This window comes from Pseudomonas taetrolens (assembly GCF_900475285.1).
Taxonomy (GTDB): Bacteria; Pseudomonadota; Gammaproteobacteria; order Pseudomonadales; family Pseudomonadaceae; genus Aquipseudomonas; species Aquipseudomonas taetrolens.
The window spans coordinates 1,764,317-1,779,252 of sequence record NZ_LS483370.1 but is presented as its reverse complement, the minus strand read 5'-3'; the positions used below and the strand labels follow the sequence as shown (position 1 = coordinate 1,779,252).

At 59.0% G+C, this 14,936-nt stretch carries 16 protein-coding genes and 4 tRNA genes; 7 read left to right on the top strand and 13 right to left on the bottom strand.

Going from position 1 to position 14,936, the window contains the following annotated elements; all coding sequences use genetic code 11:
* Positions 1-208 precede the first annotated feature (208 nt).
* On the top strand, positions 209-1,525 hold the full coding sequence (locus DQN55_RS08325; RefSeq protein ID WP_048383259.1) for an MFS transporter: 1,317 nt from the start codon (positions 209-211) through the stop codon (positions 1,523-1,525).
* Positions 1,526-1,659: 134 nt separating this feature from the next.
* A complete protein-coding gene (locus DQN55_RS08320) occupies positions 1,660-2,331 on the top strand; it encodes a YceH family protein (RefSeq protein WP_048383258.1) in 672 nt (223 codons plus the stop codon).
* 39 nt (positions 2,332-2,370) lie between these two features.
* Here the strand turns inward: DQN55_RS08320 and DQN55_RS08315 are convergent, their stop codons facing one another.
* A complete protein-coding gene (locus DQN55_RS08315; protein WP_048383257.1) occupies positions 2,371-3,189 on the bottom strand; it encodes a shikimate 5-dehydrogenase in 819 nt (272 codons plus the stop codon).
* A gap of 356 nt (positions 3,190-3,545) precedes the next feature.
* On the opposite strand from DQN55_RS08315, the gene DQN55_RS08310 reads away from it, so the two are divergent.
* Entirely contained in the window at positions 3,546-3,740 is a 195-nt protein-coding gene (locus tag DQN55_RS08310) for a hypothetical protein (protein WP_048383256.1), read from the top strand.
* Positions 3,741-3,850: 110 nt separating this feature from the next.
* Entirely contained in the window at positions 3,851-4,045 is a 195-nt protein-coding gene (locus DQN55_RS22385) for a hypothetical protein (RefSeq protein WP_074702897.1), read from the top strand.
* Here DQN55_RS22385 and DQN55_RS08300 read toward each other — a convergent pair.
* Together DQN55_RS08300 and DQN55_RS08295 are read right to left on the bottom strand one after the other, a co-directional pair.
* Positions 3,993-4,304, bottom strand: coding sequence for an AzlD domain-containing protein (locus DQN55_RS08300; RefSeq protein WP_048383255.1), 312 nt, complete (start codon positions 4,302-4,304; stop codon positions 3,993-3,995). The genes DQN55_RS22385 and DQN55_RS08300 overlap by 53 nt on opposite strands.
* Entirely contained in the window at positions 4,301-4,996 is a 696-nt protein-coding gene (locus DQN55_RS08295) for an AzlC family ABC transporter permease (protein WP_048383254.1), read from the bottom strand. The genes DQN55_RS08300 and DQN55_RS08295 overlap by 4 nt, the downstream gene beginning before the upstream one ends.
* A gap of 193 nt (positions 4,997-5,189) precedes the next feature.
* On the opposite strand from DQN55_RS08295, the gene DQN55_RS08290 reads away from it, so the two are divergent.
* Positions 5,190-5,705 (top strand): Dps family protein, encoded by a 516-nt coding sequence (locus DQN55_RS08290; protein ID WP_048383253.1) that lies wholly within the window; start codon positions 5,190-5,192, stop codon positions 5,703-5,705.
* 287 nt (positions 5,706-5,992) lie between these two features.
* On the opposite strand, the gene DQN55_RS08285 is transcribed toward DQN55_RS08290, so the two are convergent.
* The gene (locus DQN55_RS08285) at positions 5,993-6,934 is read right to left on the bottom strand and encodes a class I SAM-dependent methyltransferase (RefSeq protein ID WP_048383252.1); all 942 of its coding nucleotides are present in this window, start codon (positions 6,932-6,934) and stop codon (positions 5,993-5,995) included.
* Positions 6,935-7,174: 240 nt separating this feature from the next.
* Between DQN55_RS08285 and pbpG the strand changes: the two genes are divergently transcribed.
* Positions 7,175-8,113, top strand: coding sequence for a D-alanyl-D-alanine endopeptidase (gene pbpG / locus DQN55_RS08280; protein WP_048383251.1), 939 nt, complete (start codon positions 7,175-7,177; stop codon positions 8,111-8,113).
* Positions 8,114-8,277: 164 nt separating this feature from the next.
* On the opposite strand, the gene DQN55_RS08275 is transcribed toward pbpG, so the two are convergent.
* The 8 genes from DQN55_RS08275 to gltX all read right to left on the bottom strand — a co-directional run bounded on the left by DQN55_RS08275 (position 8,278) and on the right by gltX (position 12,774).
* Entirely contained in the window at positions 8,278-8,730 is a 453-nt protein-coding gene (locus DQN55_RS08275; RefSeq protein WP_048383428.1) for an Hsp20 family protein, read from the bottom strand.
* Between the two features lie 122 nt (positions 8,731-8,852).
* Positions 8,853-9,812 (bottom strand): tRNA dihydrouridine synthase, encoded by a 960-nt coding sequence (locus DQN55_RS08270; protein WP_048383250.1) that lies wholly within the window; start codon positions 9,810-9,812, stop codon positions 8,853-8,855.
* Between the two features lie 44 nt (positions 9,813-9,856).
* Entirely contained in the window at positions 9,857-10,291 is a 435-nt protein-coding gene (locus DQN55_RS08265; protein WP_048383249.1) for an acyl-CoA thioesterase, read from the bottom strand.
* Positions 10,292-10,464: 173 nt separating this feature from the next.
* Positions 10,465-10,540, bottom strand: a tRNA-Glu gene (locus tag DQN55_RS08260).
* A 77-nt stretch (positions 10,541-10,617) separates the two neighbouring features.
* Positions 10,618-10,693: transfer RNA gene (locus DQN55_RS08255), tRNA-Ala, on the bottom strand.
* A 50-nt stretch (positions 10,694-10,743) separates the two neighbouring features.
* Positions 10,744-10,819: transfer RNA gene (locus DQN55_RS08250), tRNA-Glu, on the bottom strand.
* 79 nt (positions 10,820-10,898) lie between these two features.
* Positions 10,899-10,974 (bottom strand) — tRNA-Ala (locus DQN55_RS08245).
* A gap of 318 nt (positions 10,975-11,292) precedes the next feature.
* The gene (gltX, locus tag DQN55_RS08240; RefSeq protein ID WP_048383248.1) at positions 11,293-12,774 is read right to left on the bottom strand and encodes a glutamate--tRNA ligase; all 1,482 of its coding nucleotides are present in this window, start codon (positions 12,772-12,774) and stop codon (positions 11,293-11,295) included.
* 213 nt (positions 12,775-12,987) lie between these two features.
* Here gltX and DQN55_RS08235 point away from each other — a divergent pair, with 213 nt between their 5' ends.
* Positions 12,988-13,953, top strand: coding sequence for a 2-hydroxyacid dehydrogenase (locus tag DQN55_RS08235; RefSeq protein ID WP_048383247.1), 966 nt, complete (start codon positions 12,988-12,990; stop codon positions 13,951-13,953).
* Positions 13,954-13,964: 11 nt separating this feature from the next.
* Here DQN55_RS08235 and DQN55_RS08230 read toward each other — a convergent pair whose 3' ends face one another.
* On the bottom strand, positions 13,965-14,927 hold the full coding sequence (locus DQN55_RS08230; protein ID WP_048383246.1) for an alpha/beta hydrolase: 963 nt from the start codon (positions 14,925-14,927) through the stop codon (positions 13,965-13,967).
* Positions 14,928-14,936 lie beyond the last annotated feature (9 nt).

Here is a 14,936-nt window from a genome sequence, read left to right as displayed (position 1 = left end):
CTGCACGCTCACGCTGCATAAAAAACTGGCGGACAGGGATTTCCGCTCAAGAACCAGGCCGCAGAGCACTGGTCGACAATTACTGGGCGACGACCTGAACCAGGCGCGCCCAGTCTTCTGACACTGCCTTTGGAAGCCGCTGCAAGAGCCTGCCAAAGCACTGATCGCGGCTACATAACAACCATAAAGTCACCGCCAGGAGACACACATGCCCTCTGCAAATGCTGGTACACCCGTTGCAACTGCAACCGCTGACCCTGTTCAGGCGCTCTATCGAAAAATCACCTGGAAGCTGATCCCGTTCCTGTGCTTCTGTTATCTCGCGTCCTACCTGGACAGGATCAACATTGGCTTCGCCAAATTGCAAATGCTCGGGGAGCTGCAATTCAGCGAAACGGCATTCGGGCTGGGTGCCGGCCTGTTTTTCGTCGGTTATATCTTGTTTGAAGTCCCCAGCAATCTGGCACTGGAAAAGGTCGGCGCAAAAATCTGGATCGCCCGAATCATGATCACGTGGGGCCTGCTATCGGCGTGCACCATGCTGGTAACCACCCCGACCCAGTTCTACGTCATACGCTTCCTGCTCGGCGCGGCCGAGGCGGGTTTCCTGCCCGGCGTTCTGTTCTACCTCACCACATGGTTTCCCACCTACCGGCGCGGACGCATCATTGCCCTGTTCATGATCGGCATGCCGCTTTCCAGCGTGATCGGCGGCCCCTTGTCCGGCTGGGTCATGGGCGCATTCGACAATATGGCTGGCCTTAGCGGCTGGCAATGGCTGTTCATCATCGAAGCCATCCCCAGCGTGGCACTGGGCATCCTGACTTTTTGGGCATTACCCAATAATCATCACACTGCCAAATGGCTCAACACTGAAGAAAAAGCGCTGCTTGAACGCGAGCTGCGCCTGGATGACACAGAAGGCAAGAACAGCAAGCACAGCTTTCGCGACGGATTCTTCAATCTCAAAGTCTGGATACTCGGCGGAATCGACTTTTCGATTTTGCTGAGCGCTTATGCCATGGCTTTTTGGATGCCGACCTTTATCCGCAACGCCGGCGTGGCTGACAATTTCCACATTGGTATTCTCACTGCCCTGCCCAGCGCTGCAGCCGTCATCGGCATGTTAATGATCGGTGCCAGCTCGGATCGGCGTCGTGAGCGACGCTGGCACATTATCGTGCCCTTTTTGATTGGTGCAGCCGCGATGGCGTGTACACCGTTCTTCATCCACAACGTATTCGCCACCGTCGTGCTGTTCGCCATTGCTTCAGCCGCCATCATCGGCGCAGTCCCCGTGTTTTTCAGCTTGCCTGCGACCTTTCTCAAAGGTCGCGCCGCAGCAACCGGGTTCGCACTGGCCTGCTCGCTGGCCAATATTGCCGGACTGGTCAGCAACTCCTTGATGGGTATTGCCATTGACCTTACCGGCAGCGGCGCCGGTGCCCTGTGGTTCTTTGCCGGCTGTCTGCTTCTGAGCTGCTTGCTGGTCATTGCCCTGCCCGCAAAACTGGTCAACCGCTAAGGCGCGCGCCTTGATCTCCCGCCGGAACTGGCGGGAGATCGAATCACCAATGAGCTGATCTCACAAAAGTCGCCCTGCTTGCGAAAAAACTCCACAATGGCCGCTGACAACAGTTGCTGAAGATGGAGAAGAAAATGGATGTCCCCGTGAGTCAGTTTCCAGAAACCACACCCACCGAGTCTGGCAGCGAGCCCCGTTTGAACACGGTCGAGCTGCGAGTCCTCGGCTCCCTGATTGAAAAACAGGCCACTCATCCTGACACTTACCCGCTGACCCTGAATGCACTGGTACTGGCCTGCAACCAGAAAACCAGCCGCGAGCCCGTGATGAACCTCAACCAGGGTCAGGTCGGTCAAAGCCTGCGAGCCCTTGAGGGGCGTGGCTTTACCCGTCTGGTCATGGGTAGCCGTGCCGACCGCTGGGAGCATAAGGTCGACAAAGCGCTGGAGCTGGTGCCCGCCCAAGTGGTGTTGATGGGGCTGCTGTTTTTGCGAGGACCGCAAACGCTGAACGAGCTGTTGACCCGCAGCGCACGCATGCACGACTTTGAAGACAGCGCTCAGGTTCAGCATCAGCTCGAACGCTTGATCGCCCGGGATCTGGCGCTGTTGCTGCCGCGCCAGAGCGGCCAGCGCGAAGACCGCTACATGCATGCCTTGGGCGACCCGGCCGACATCGAGGCCATCCTCGCCGCTCGCCAGCAGCCTGCCGAACGCAGCCCGGGGTCAGCAGACACCCTGGAGCGCTTCGAGGCCCTTGAAGCCCGGATCGCAGCGCTCGAAGCCCGCCTCGCCGAACTCGAATAACCCCGTAGCCGGGCGAGACCCTGCTCGCCCGGCGCCGCCTTACCCCCGGGCAAACGCCACTGCCGCCTGGAACTGTGCCTGCGTCGGCCGAACGCCGGTGTAGAGCACAAACTGCTCCAGGGCCTGGATCGCAATGACCTCAAGGCCGGTGATGACCTTTTTGCCCTGATCGCGACCACGCACAATCAAGGGGGTTTCTGACGGGATCGCCACGACATCGAAGATAATCTCGGCACGATCAACCGCATCAGCCTCGAACGCCAGTAAATCGGCCTCCGCCCCGCCTGTCATGCCCACCGGGGTCACATTGATCAGCATCTGCGGCCTGTGCGCACCCAGCGCTGGTTGCCATTCATAGCCGCAGCTCTTGGCCAGGGCAGCACCCGTGGCTTCATTGCGCGCCACAATCACCCCGTTGTCATAACCGCCATCACGCAACGCCGAAGCCACCGCCTTGGCCATGCCACCGCTGCCCCGCAGCGCAAACGTCGTGTCCCGGGGCACATCATGGCTGTCGAGCAACTGCGCAATGGCGATGTAGTCCGTGTTGTACGCCTTGAGGTAGCCATCGGTGTTCACAATCGTATTGATCGACTGGATGGCCTGAGCAGACGCATCCAGCTCGTCAACCAGTGCAATGCAGGCTTCCTTGAAGGGCATCGACACCCCGCAACCACGAATGCCCAGGGCGCGGATCCCTGCGACCGCACCCGCAAGATCCTGGCTGCTGAAGGCCTTGTAGTAAAAGTTCAGGCCCAGCTGTTCGTACAGATGATTATGAAAACGCAGTCCGAAGTTCCCCGGTCGGGCCGACAATGACATGCACAGCTGGGTATCTTTGTCCGGATTCATTTGCATGCTCATCTCCTTGCAAAAGGCTGTTGGATAAACGGCGCACGCCGTCATGGTTTCTTGTCGATATTGTTACCCGCGCGCGTGCTGAAACGCGTCAGCGGAATCAGACCTTACACAAAATCCAGGCCTAGGTGACACTCTGTTTAAATTGCCCCCCCTGCACTGACTCACCGCGCAGCAGAGGCTGCAGTTCAGGCCGGCCCGCTTGCCAAAGGAGCCCGTGAACACGCCTTGCGCTACTCCCGGGATGTCGGCGGCACTGCTGATCGTCGCCGAGGCCATGCAGGCAGGCTTGTACAGCGGATGGCAGGTCTGATAGAAACAGGGAATATCGGCACATAACAACAAGGATGACTGCAATGCCCACACAAAACCCCCATCGCACCGCTGGCCTGTGCACGTCGAGCAAGGTGTACAACACCTTGACCGAGCTCAAGCAGCTTGAAGCCCATCGCAGCGCCAAGCTGGTTTCGTTACTGGCCCAGCATCTGGTGGCCAAGGGCTTGATGAGCGATCAGGACGTCATGCACATGCTCGACCAGGTGGTCGATTAAACCACCGCTCCAAACACCTTCACCGCTATCGATGGCGACTATCACGCGCAATGATTTTTTGTGCGACGGCCCACACCGTAAAGTGATGCCATTGTTTACAGGAGGTGTCTATGTCAAAGCTTCAGGTGATGTCTGTCGTAGGTAGCGCAGTACCCGCTCCGCTTCGCGCCGACGGACTTCTCGCCTGCTGGTATGTGGTCAGCGAAGGTGTTGCCGTCAGCGGCCCCTTTACGTCACGGGCCGCCGCACAGGTCAAAGCCAGCCGCGAAACAGATAAAACAGCGCAACACTGGACGCAACACTGAGCAACACGTTACGGCTCCAGAGCATCAACCCTATCGCACACAGGCCGGCCAGCAGATACGGATTGGTCGGACTCAAGTCCAGCGCATGATCCTTGACGAAAATGATCGGCCCGCAAATCGCAGTGAGCATGCCCGGCACGGCAAACCCCAGGAACTCCCGAACCCCGCGATTCAAGCGAATCGGTAATCGCGGCTCCAAAAACAGGTAGCGATTGAAAAACAGAATCAGCGTCATCCCCCCGATAATCACCCACATCATGCCAAGAGCCCTCCCAGTCGCTTGCACAGATACCCGGCGGTCATGCCCGCCAGCCCGGCCAGCACAATGGCCGACTCCCATTGCCAGTAACTGAACAGCACCACGCTCAACAGTGAAACTGCGACGCACACGACCGTGGGCACGGAGCGCACCACGGGGGTGATCAGGGCGATGAAGGTCGCGGCAATCGAGAATTCCAGCCCCAGTTGATCGAGCCCGGGAATGCTTTTGCCCAGCACCACGCCGAGGCAAGTGAACAGGTTCCAGCCTACGTACATGCACAGCCCGACACCCAGCGCATACCAGCGGTTGAATGTCTGCCGGTCAAACGGGCTGACCAGCGCAAAGAATTCATCGGTGAGCAAGAAACCCAGTCCGCATCGCCACTTGGGTGCCAGCGGCGACAGCACCGGACGCAAGTGCATGGCGTACAGCAGGTGCTGCGACGTGAGCAGCAGGGTCGTGAGCAAAATCGACAGCACACTGGCCCCGCCCTTGATCATGCCAATGGCCACCAGTTGGGCGGCTCCGGCAAACACGAACATTGACAACCCCTGGGCCTGCATCGGGGTCAACTGCGCATCAATGGCGGTCGAGCCTGCCAGCAACCCCCAGGGCGCACATGCCAGCGTCAGTGGAAGACAAGCGATCGTGCCGCGAATGAAGGCGACGCGAGGAAGTGAAGTAGGCATCAAAAACATCCCGGCAGTAAGCAGCGGCAAAGGGTCGCAACAACACCCGCGCAAGTCTTGAATGATCTTGCTCTTTGTCCCTCCGGCAAGGATTTAGCTCCGGGCCGCGGGTTTGACGAAAGCCTGTTCCTGGTCTTAAGTCAGCCGCAATGACACGGTGTGTCCCCTTCAACTGACTGCATGAGGAACCATCATGAAAGACCTGAAATCCGCCAAGGAAAGCAGAAAGGCCGATCTGCGGACCCCTTCAGCGCTAAGTGAAGAAGCGTGCATCAATATCGCCGCCGAACTGAACGCGCTGCTGGCGGACACCTTTGCCATCTACCTGAAGACCAAGAATTTCCACTGGCACATGTCCGGCCCGCACTTCCGCGACTTCCACCTGCTGCTGGACGAGCAGGCGGACCAGATTTATGCCACCGTCGACGCCATCGCCGAGCGCGTGCGCAAGCTGGGGCGCACCACGATCCGCTCCATTGGCCATATCAAGAAGCTCCAGCGACTGCTGGATAACGACGCCGACTTCGTCACCCCGGCAGACATGCTGGCTGAACTGCGGGAAGACAACATCCAGCTCGCAGCCTACATGCGCGAAACCCACGACATGTGCTCGGAACTGGGAGACGTTGCCACCACCAGCCTGCTGGAAAACTGGATCGACGAAGCCGAACGCCGCGTGTGGTTCCTGTTTGAATCGTCGCGCACCTGATTCCCGTAACCACAATCTGTAGCAGCGATCGAGTACAACGAGGTCGCGTCCAGCTGCGCCACATCGGAACCGGGGCGCTTTTGTAGCCGCCGCCGAAGGCTGCGATAAGGTCCGAAGGGACTTCAAGCGTTCAGGGTCGCTTCGCAACCCATCGCAGCCTGAGGCAGCGACTACGGTCGAGATGAATTTTATTTCACTGAACTCGCCGGCTGCAGGTTATAGAGTCGGGATGCTCATTTAATGAACCCTTCGCCCGCACCCTCCCCCGCGGGCTTTTTTTTTGCCTGTCAGATGCCCTGCCTGAACACCAGCGCCTTCAAACCGCACTCCGCATCGGCGTCAGGAAACTCCGGCGGATTTTCAAGCCGCTGCTCAAATCGCAGGCCAGGCGCATCACGGGTCACACCGTCGATCAAAAAGTCCGAACCCAGTGACGGGTCGTTCATGCACGCCAGTACTGTGCCGTTCTCGCTCAGCAACTCCGGCAAGCGCCGCACCACTCGCTGATAATCCTTGGTCAGCAAGAAACTGCCTTTCTGAAAGGACGGCGGATCGATAATCACCAGATCGTAAGGCCCGGTACTTTTGACCTTGCCCCAGGATTTGAACAACTCATGCCCCAGGAATGTCACCCGGGTCATGTCATGCCCGTTCAGCCGATGATTATCGCGACCACGGCTCAAGGCCGCACGGGACATGTCGAGATTGACCACATGTTCGGCGCCCCCTTCAATCGCGGCCACCGAGAACCCGCACGTATAGGCAAACAGATTCAAGACTCGCTTGCCTTCGGCGTTGGCCCGCACCCAGTCGCGACCGTAGCGCATATCCAGAAACAGACCGTTGTTCTGCTTGCGACCCAGGTCCACACGGTAGCGTAAACCGCCTTCGGTCAGGGTCCATTCATCGATTGCCTCACCCACCAGCCACTCGGTATCGCTCTGCAGCGTATAACGATGCTGCAGCACCAGCGTGTGGGCACCACTGGCTTGCCACGCGGGTGATTGAGCAACCTCCAGCAGCAACGCTTTCAGCGCGGCCAGTTGCTCTGCATCCGGTGCCTTGAACAGCGAGACCAGTACCACGCCTTGCAGCCAATCGACTGTCAGTTGCTCAAGGCCCGGCCAGCAACGTCCACGGCCATGAAACAAGCGCCGGGTTTCGTCGGGCGCAGTCTGCAGCGCAGTCAATAAGTGAAGTTGCAGGATGCTTAAGGCTTCAGGGGTCATCGGGCGGGCCGGTCATTTTCAAGAGCCGGCATTTTACACAATTGCCGGCCCTTCAAGCGCTTCCTGCCGCAGCCGCAGGCAGGAAAATCCGCGAACAATTATTCACATGAAAAACACGCTCCAAGCCCCTGCAATGTCAGGCATTTTGAACGTTATTGATCCATACTCTCTAAATGTAACGCAATGTGTAAAACAACCGTTGCGACACAGCACATCCCACCCCTCCTTGAGTCAATCTGCGTGAAAATTCATCTATCCATTTTGAGCCTGTTTCTCGTTCTGACAGGCACTGGCGCCTCTTCAATCGCCGCAGCGGCTGAAAGCATTTCTGCCCCACGGGATACCTCACAACTGCACATCGCCTCCGGTAGCGCGATGTTGATCGACCTGAAAACCAACAAGATCATTTATGCCAGCAACCCGGACGTGATTGTCCCGATCGCCTCGGTGACCAAGCTGATGACGGCCATGGTGGTTCTGGACGCCAAGTTGCCGATGGATGAATTCATCTCGGTCAATATCAGCGACACCCCGGAGATGAAAGGCGTGTTTTCCCGCGTCAAGCTCAATAGTGAGCTGTCCCGTCGGGAGATGATGCTGATCACCCTGATGTCATCGGAGAACCGCGCCGCAGCCAGCCTTGCCCACCATTATCCGGGCGGCTACGTGGCCTTTATTGCCGCGATGAACGCCAAGGCCAAACGCCTGGGCATGATGAGCACCCATTATGTCGAGCCGACCGGCCTGTCGACCCACAACGTCTCGACGGCCCGGGACTTGAGCAAACTGCTGGCCGCCGCACGCCATTACCCGGTGCTCAGCCAGCTCAGTACCACCAAGGAAAAGACCGTCGCATTCCGCAAGCCCAACTACACCCTGGGCTTTCGCAATACCGACCATCTGGTGAACAAGGAAAAGTGGAATATCCATCTGACCAAAACCGGCTTCACCAACCAGGCCGGACATTGCCTGGTGCTGGTGACCGAGATGGGGAATCGTCCGGTGTCGCTGGTGATCCTCGATGCTTTCGGCAAATACACGCACTTTGCCGATGCCGGGCGCATTCGCAAATGGATCGAAACCGGTAAAAGCGGCAGCGTGCCGGAAGTCGCGTTGCGCTACAAAGCCGACAAAAACCTGCAGAACCGCCAGGGCACTGCCAGACAGGCCGCCCAGTAATCGCCCGGTGGCAGGGTCGAGGGCATGAAGGAAAATGCAGGCACTTGCTCCGGGGAGAGGGTCAAAAGCAAATGCCTGCGTACTGCCCGTCAAGACACATGCCTGCACGCTCCCTGACCTTCAAAAGAACCCCGCCTTGACGACGGGGTTCCACGCGGTCCGGATCAGTGCTGCAGTGCAGGCTGTTGCTCCCCGTTGATAGGGATGCGTTTGGCTTTTGCCTCTTCCGGTACGACCCGCTGCAGGTCGATGCTCAGCAAGCCATTGCTCAAGCCTGCGCCTTTGATCTCGATGTGGTCATCAAGACGGAAGGACAACTTAAAGGCCCGCTGGGCAATGCCCTGATGCAGATAGGTCAGGCCTTCGTCGTTAGCAGTTTCACGCTTGCTGCCGCTCACCGTCAGCACACCTTTCTCGACTTGCAGATCCAGGTCTTCTTGCTGGAAGCCTGCTGCCGCTACAACGATGCGGTATTGATCTTCACCGCGTTTTTCAACGTTGTAAGGTGGATAGCCACCACTCGACTCATTGCGCAATGCTGTTTCAAACAAATCACTAAAACGGTCAAAACCGACAGAATTACGGAACAGTGGCGCCATGGAAAATGCGTTGCTCATCATTTAGCCTCCTGATTTCAGCGAGATTTTGTCTCCGCGACCCGGTTTCGGCATCGCGTACTCGCTAAATAAGGATCGGCAATGTCATTTCAAGGGGCTTTTTTGAAAAAAATTCGCCCTGCTCAAACCGCTTGAAAATCTGAGCTGTTAACCAGATGACGGACCTTCTCACAGTCGGTCTCGCGACGCATGGCGTTGAACAGCACTGCCGCCTCAGGGTAATTGCGTGTCAGCATGGCCAGCCACTGCTTGAGACGCCCCGGAGCCGAACGCGGAGTCAACTGAGCCTCTGCCTGGGCCCAAAAGTCACGGATCATGGGCTGCAAGTCCGCCCAGGTCATTTCCACCACCTCTTCGCCCGCCTGCGCCGCAGCGATTTGCCGGGCCAGATCCGGACGTGACACCAGCCCGCGACCCAGCATGATGTCTTGCGCGCCACTGATTTCGCGACAACGGCGCCAGTCTTCCACCGACCAGATGTCACCGTTGGCAAACACCGGCACCTTGACCGCCTCTTGCACCTGGGCGATGTACTCCCAGTGCGCCGGAGGCTTGTAACCGTCCATCTTGGTCCGCGCATGCACCACGATCTGGCTGGCGCCGCCTTCGGCAAGGGCAATGGCGCATTCATTGGCACTGTCAGGCGTGTCAAACCCCAGACGCATCTTGGCCGTCACCGGGATATGCGCAGGCACCGTACGCCGTACTTGCAGCAGGATGGCGTGCAACAGCTCGGGCTCCTTGAGCAGCACCGCACCGCCACGGGACTTGTTCACGGTTTTGGCCGGGCAACCAAAGTTCAGGTCAATCACCTCCGAGCCCAGCTGGCAGGCCAAGGCCGCGTTGTCCGCCAGGCAGGCCGGATCCGACCCCAGCAATTGCACGCGCAAGGGCACACCGGCACGGGTTTTGGCGCCGTGCTGGAGTTCGGGAGCAAGCTTGTGGAAGTAGGCTTCGGGCAGCAGCCGCTCGGTGACCCGAATAAATTCGGTCACGCACCAATCAATACCGCCGGTACGGGTCAAAACATCACGCAGGATGTTGTCGACCAACCCCTCCATCGGCGCCAAAGCAATTTGCATGGGTGACTCTCATAAAAAACGTGCGGCAGTTTACGGGGCTTCGTTCAGCTCGTCACGACCACCGGGCTATAACCTTCGAGAAACTCCGCAGGCAAGCGCTTGGCCTTGCCGCTGGACAGCTCGATACAGACAAACGTGGTTTGAGCGCGCAGCAAGGTCTTGCCGTCACTCGGACGTATCAGCTGGAAGCGCCGCGTCATGCGCAGGCGCTGGTCACAATCGACAATCCAGGTCGCCAGTTGCAACTCGTCGCCTTCATAGGCGCTGGCGAGGTAATCAATCTCGTGCCGGCCCACGGCCATTGCCCGGTCAAGCCTGCGGTACTCGGCAAGGTCGAGCCCCAGTCGTTGCGAATGACGCCAGGCGCAACGTTCCAGCCAGACGACATAGGCGGCGTTATTGGCATGGCCAAACCCGTCGATGTCTTCGGCCTGCACTTGCAGATCAATGATGAACGGTGTCGCCAAATCCCAACTCATGCCTTGTCTCCGTGTGCGCACATAAAGGGCGCAGTGTAACGCACCCCGCCTGCGCAAAGGCATGAGGTGGACTGAGACGGGCGCAAAAGGTCAGGATCGGGCAAACGCCAGACAAACAAAAGGGCCATTCAATAATTGAATGACCCTTAAAAATCCCGCAGAGCGGGTAATCGTGGCGTCCCCTAGGGGACTCGAACCCCTGTTACCGCCGTGAAAGGGCGGTGTCCTAGGCCACTAGACGAAGGGGACACAAACCCTTCTAACAGTGATCAGGCGTTTGGCCTGATCGATTCAACGTCAGTGTGGCCCGACGTTGAACTGTAAATTGGTGGAGCTAAACGGGATCGAACCGTTGACCTCTTGCATGCCATGCAAGCGCTCTCCCAGCTGAGCTATAGCCCCGATTTATCGCCTGGCGGCGGAGCATCACCGAAGTGCTGCTTCTGTAAAACTGGCGTCCCCTAGGGGACTCGAACCCCTGTTACCGCCGTGAAAGGGCGGTGTCCTAGGCCACTAGACGAAGGGGACGTAACCCTTCTATACAACTGACCAGTGCTGAGCGCTGATCGATTCAAGGCCGGTGTGGCCAGACCTTGAACTGTAAATTTGGTGGAGCTAAACGGGATCGAACCGTTGACCTCTTGCATGCCATGCAAGCGCTCTCCCAGCTGAGCTATAGCCCCAAACAGTCAGTGTTGCGTGTTGCTGTGTGGACGGGGCGCATATTAAGACCGGTTCGGGAGGCTGTCAAACTTATTTTAAAAGTTTTTTAAAAAAATTTGCCGTGAGAACAACCACTTACCCCCCTGCCCCCGTAAATACGGGCCCAAGTCTCAACCGCAGTGCCGTAGCAGCTGCCGAAGGAACGAGGCTGCGTTCGATTGCAAAGCCACCGTAAAACCTGAATGCGCGATTTTTCAGTCAAACCTTGCACTCAGCCTTTACGAAGGCTGCGCCCCAAACCCAGCCTTCGCCAGCGGCTACGGATTATTAAACGCGGATCAATTCATCGCGCTGAACAGCTTTTCCCACTCTTTATTTTCTTTCTTGGACACGCCGCCCAGCAGATCCAGTGCCTGGCGCAGACGGAAACGGGTCAGGTCCGGCCCCAGGATCTCCATGGCGTCCAGAACCGAGACCGAGCTGGCCTGGCCCGTGATCGAAGCGAACATCAGCGGCATGGCATCGCGCAGTTTCAATTCAAGGTACTCAACTACCGACTGAATGCAGGCGGTAATCGGCTCTTTTTCCCACTGGCGCAGGCTCTCGAGCTTCCACAGGATCAGTTGCATCAGTTGGCGCACTTGATCATTGGACAGCTTCTTGTGTTCGAACAGCTTGGCATCCAGTTGCAGGCCACCTGCGAAGAAGAACCCGGCCAGTGGCGCGATCTGGCTGAAGGTTTCAACCCGGCCCTGGACCAGCGGCGCGATCTTCATCATGTATTCAGGGTTCAGCGCCCATTGCTGAACGCGACTGGCGAACTCTTCCAGCGGCAGGTCACGCAGCCACTGACCGTTAAGCCAGGACAGCTTCTCGACGTCAAAGATCGGCCCACCCAGCGAAACACGGGACAGGTCAAAGTTGTCGACCATTTCCTGCAACGAGAACTTCTCGCGCTCGTCCGGCATCGACCAGCCCATGCGGCCCAGGTAGTTGAGCATCGCTTCAGGCATGAAGCCCATGCGCTCGTAGAACGTCACCGATGTCGGGTTCTTGCGCTTGGACAGCTTGCTTTTGTCCGGGTTACGCAGCAGCGGCATGTAGCACAGCTGGGGTTTTTCCCAACCGAAGTATTCGTACAGCAGGATCAGCTTCGGCGCCGAAGGCAGCCATTCTTCACCGCGCAGGACGTGGGTGATGCCCATCAAGTGGTCGTCGACCACGTTGGCCAGGAAGTACGTCGGCAGGCCGTCGGTCTTCATCAGAACTTGCATGTCCATGCGATCCCACGGGATCTCGACCTCGCCACGCAGCAGGTCCGGCACCACGCACACACCTTCGGTCGGCACTTTCATGCGGATCACGTGGGGCTCGCCAGCGGCCAGGCGGCTCGCAACTTCTTCTTTCGACAGCAGCAATGCACGGCCGTCGTAGCGCGGGGTTTCACCCTTGGCCATTTGCTCGGCGCGCATCTGGTCCAGCTCTTCAGCGGTACAGAAGCACGGGAACGCATGGCCCATGTCGACCAGTTGCTGGGTGTACTTCTTGTAGATCTCGCTGCGTTCGCTTTGACGATAAGGGCCATGCGGGCCGCCAACGTCAGGGCCTTCGCTCCAGGTAATACCCAACCAGCGCAGGGCGTCGTAGATCTGCTCTTCGGACTCGCGGGTCGAACGCAACTGGTCGGTGTCTTCGATCCGCAGGATGAACTCGCCGCCATGCTGCTTGGCAAAGCAGTAGTTGAACAAAGCGATGTAAGCGGTGCCGACGTGGGGGTCGCCGGTGGGCGATGGCGCGATGCGCGTGCGAACGGTGGTCATGGGCGGTCTCGAAGTGGAGATAAAACAAAGGGCGAATGGTAACAGGCTGACCCGGCCCGGCTCCAGCACAGGACGGCCCGGTGAGCCCAGATCCCCTGCCGCGCAGCCGAAAAACCCGAAAAAACACACTTTTCCTCGACCCGCCCCACGTAAACCCTTGTACCAGAGGTGCTAACCTCGTGCCCTCTCGACATTCCAAGGCTGGAGACACAGATGCCCCATGTAGTGCTGGTGCTGGTTGAAGCGGTAAACGATTACTTGCCGCTGCTGGAGCAAGCGGGTTTTGAACTGATTCGTGCGCCGACACCGGCCAGCCGCGCCGAAGCGATTGCCGAACATGGCGGCCGCATCCAGGCCGTATTGACGCGTGGGCCATTGGGCCTGAGAGCGGATGAAATTGACGCCCTGCCCGCACTCCAGATCATCTGCGTGATCGGCGCCGGTTATGAGCAAGTGGATTTGCAGGCGGCAAGCAATCGAGTGATTACCGTGACCAACGGTGCCGGTGCCAACGCCCCGACGGTCGCCGATCACGCGATGGCGCTGCTGCTGTCACTGGTGCGCAGCATTCCCCAACTGGACGCCAGTGTGCGGCGCAGTGAGTGGAACAAACCCATGCTGCCAACCCTGGAAGGCAAGCGCATGGGTATCCTCGGCCTCGGTGCCGTAGGCCTGGCCATCGCCAGGCGAGCCGCCCAGGGTTTTGACATGAACATCAGCTACCACAATCGCCAGCCCCGTCCCGGTACGCCGTACACCTACTGCGCCAGCGCGCTTGAGCTGGCCAGCACGGTGGATTTTCTGATCGTGGCCACGCCGGGCGGAGGCGACACCCGGCACTTGATCGACCGCAGCGTGATTGATGCCCTGGGCCCGCAGGGCTACCTGATCAACATTGCTCGCGCCAGCGTGGTTGACACCCAGGCCCTGGTTGAAGCGCTGGCCAACGGCCGCATCGCCGGGGCCGGACTGGACGTGTTCGATGACGAGCCTCAAGTGCCTGACGCCCTCAAGGTGCTAAGCAATGTGGTGCTCACGCCGCACGTCGCAGGTCAATCGCCCCAGGCCGCACAGGACACCGTGCAACTGGTGCTCGACAACCTCGAGGCCTTTTATGCCGGACGACCCGTGCTGACCCCGGTGCAGTTGCCCGCCGCCACCCGGCACACAGCGCTATAGGACGGCCGGGATCAGCTCGCCAACTGCTGATCCAGCCACGCAGCCACCCGCGCATGAATACCAGGGATTTCTTCCAGCAGCCCGCTCATGCGCATGAAATCGTGGGTCATGCCCGGCTCTTGCAGCAGCACGACCTCATTGCCTGCCTGCTTGAGCCTCTGGGCATACGCCAACCCTTCGTCATACAGCGGGTCGTAGCCGGCCAGGTACACCAGTGCCGGCGCCAGCCCGCTGACATCGGCCGCCAGCAACGGCGAAAGGCGCCAATCGCTCAGATCGCCGGCGTTGCGGGCGTAATGCTGGTAGAACCAGTCCATGCTCGCGGTTTCGAGCAAATAGCCCTCAGCAAATCGCACATGGGAATCGCGCTTGCGACTGCCGTCTGTGACCGGATAAAGCAACACTTGAGCCCGCGGGATAATGGCCAGTTCCTGCGGATCGGTGACTGCCAGTATCGACAGTACCGTGCTCAAGGTACCGCCCGCGCTGTCACCGGCAAACGCCACCCGCGTCGGATCCAGACCGTGCTCGGTGCCGCCGCGCAGCAGCCAGTTGGCCGCGTCGCACGCATCATGTACCGCGGTGGGGAACAGCCACTCCGGCGCCAGCCGGTAATCCACCGCCAGCAGCGCAAAATGCCCCGCCGAGGCCAACCGGCGGCACAGCGCGTCATGGCTGTCGAGGCTGCCAATCACGTAGCCGCCGCCGTGGAAATACACCACCACAGGCAACAGGCCCGCCTCCAGCCCCGGCCGGCGATACACCCGCGCCCGCAGGCTGAAACCATCGCGCGCCGGAATCCGCAGGTCGTAGCTGTCCACATCGGCTACAGGCACATCAAACACCTGTGAGCTTTGGTCAAATTCAGCGCGGGCCTGGGCCGGTGTCATCTCGTGCATCGGCTGGCTCTTGCCGGTCATGCGGCTCAATTCAGCCAATTCCAAAAACGCTTCCAGTTCGGGTAACACTGACATTTCAATTCC

Excerpts from the sequence above, each read along its gene's own strand:
- DQN55_RS08295 (WP_048383254.1), bottom strand. The coding sequence starts at position 4,996 with ATGCCTACTTCACTTCCTCGCGTCGCCTTCATTCGCGGCACGATCGCT.
- DQN55_RS08310 (WP_048383256.1), top strand. The coding sequence starts at position 3,546 with ATGCCCACACAAAACCCCCATCGCACCGCTGGCCTGTGCACGTCGAGC.
- DQN55_RS08230 (WP_048383246.1), bottom strand. The coding sequence starts at position 14,927 with ATGTCAGTGTTACCCGAACTGGAAGCGTTTTTGGAATTGGCTGAATTG.
- DQN55_RS08270 (WP_048383250.1), bottom strand. The coding sequence starts at position 9,812 with ATGCAAATTGCTTTGGCGCCGATGGAGGGGTTGGTCGACAACATCCTG.
- DQN55_RS08235 (WP_048383247.1), top strand. The coding sequence starts at position 12,988 with ATGCCCCATGTAGTGCTGGTGCTGGTTGAAGCGGTAAACGATTACTTG.
- DQN55_RS08285 (WP_048383252.1), bottom strand. The coding sequence starts at position 6,934 with ATGACCCCTGAAGCCTTAAGCATCCTGCAACTTCACTTATTGACTGCG.
- gltX (WP_048383248.1), bottom strand. The coding sequence starts at position 12,774 with ATGACCACCGTTCGCACGCGCATCGCGCCATCGCCCACCGGCGACCCC.
- DQN55_RS08325 (WP_048383259.1), top strand. The coding sequence starts at position 209 with ATGCCCTCTGCAAATGCTGGTACACCCGTTGCAACTGCAACCGCTGAC.
- DQN55_RS08290 (WP_048383253.1), top strand. The coding sequence starts at position 5,190 with ATGAAAGACCTGAAATCCGCCAAGGAAAGCAGAAAGGCCGATCTGCGG.
- DQN55_RS08315 (WP_048383257.1), bottom strand. The coding sequence starts at position 3,189 with ATGCAAATGAATCCGGACAAAGATACCCAGCTGTGCATGTCATTGTCG.
- DQN55_RS22385 (WP_074702897.1), top strand. The coding sequence starts at position 3,851 with ATGTCAAAGCTTCAGGTGATGTCTGTCGTAGGTAGCGCAGTACCCGCT.
- DQN55_RS08275 (WP_048383428.1), bottom strand. The coding sequence starts at position 8,730 with ATGAGCAACGCATTTTCCATGGCGCCACTGTTCCGTAATTCTGTCGGT.
- DQN55_RS08300 (WP_048383255.1), bottom strand. The coding sequence starts at position 4,304 with ATGATGTGGGTGATTATCGGGGGGATGACGCTGATTCTGTTTTTCAAT.
- DQN55_RS08265 (WP_048383249.1), bottom strand. The coding sequence starts at position 10,291 with ATGAGTTGGGATTTGGCGACACCGTTCATCATTGATCTGCAAGTGCAG.
- DQN55_RS08320 (WP_048383258.1), top strand. The coding sequence starts at position 1,660 with ATGGATGTCCCCGTGAGTCAGTTTCCAGAAACCACACCCACCGAGTCT.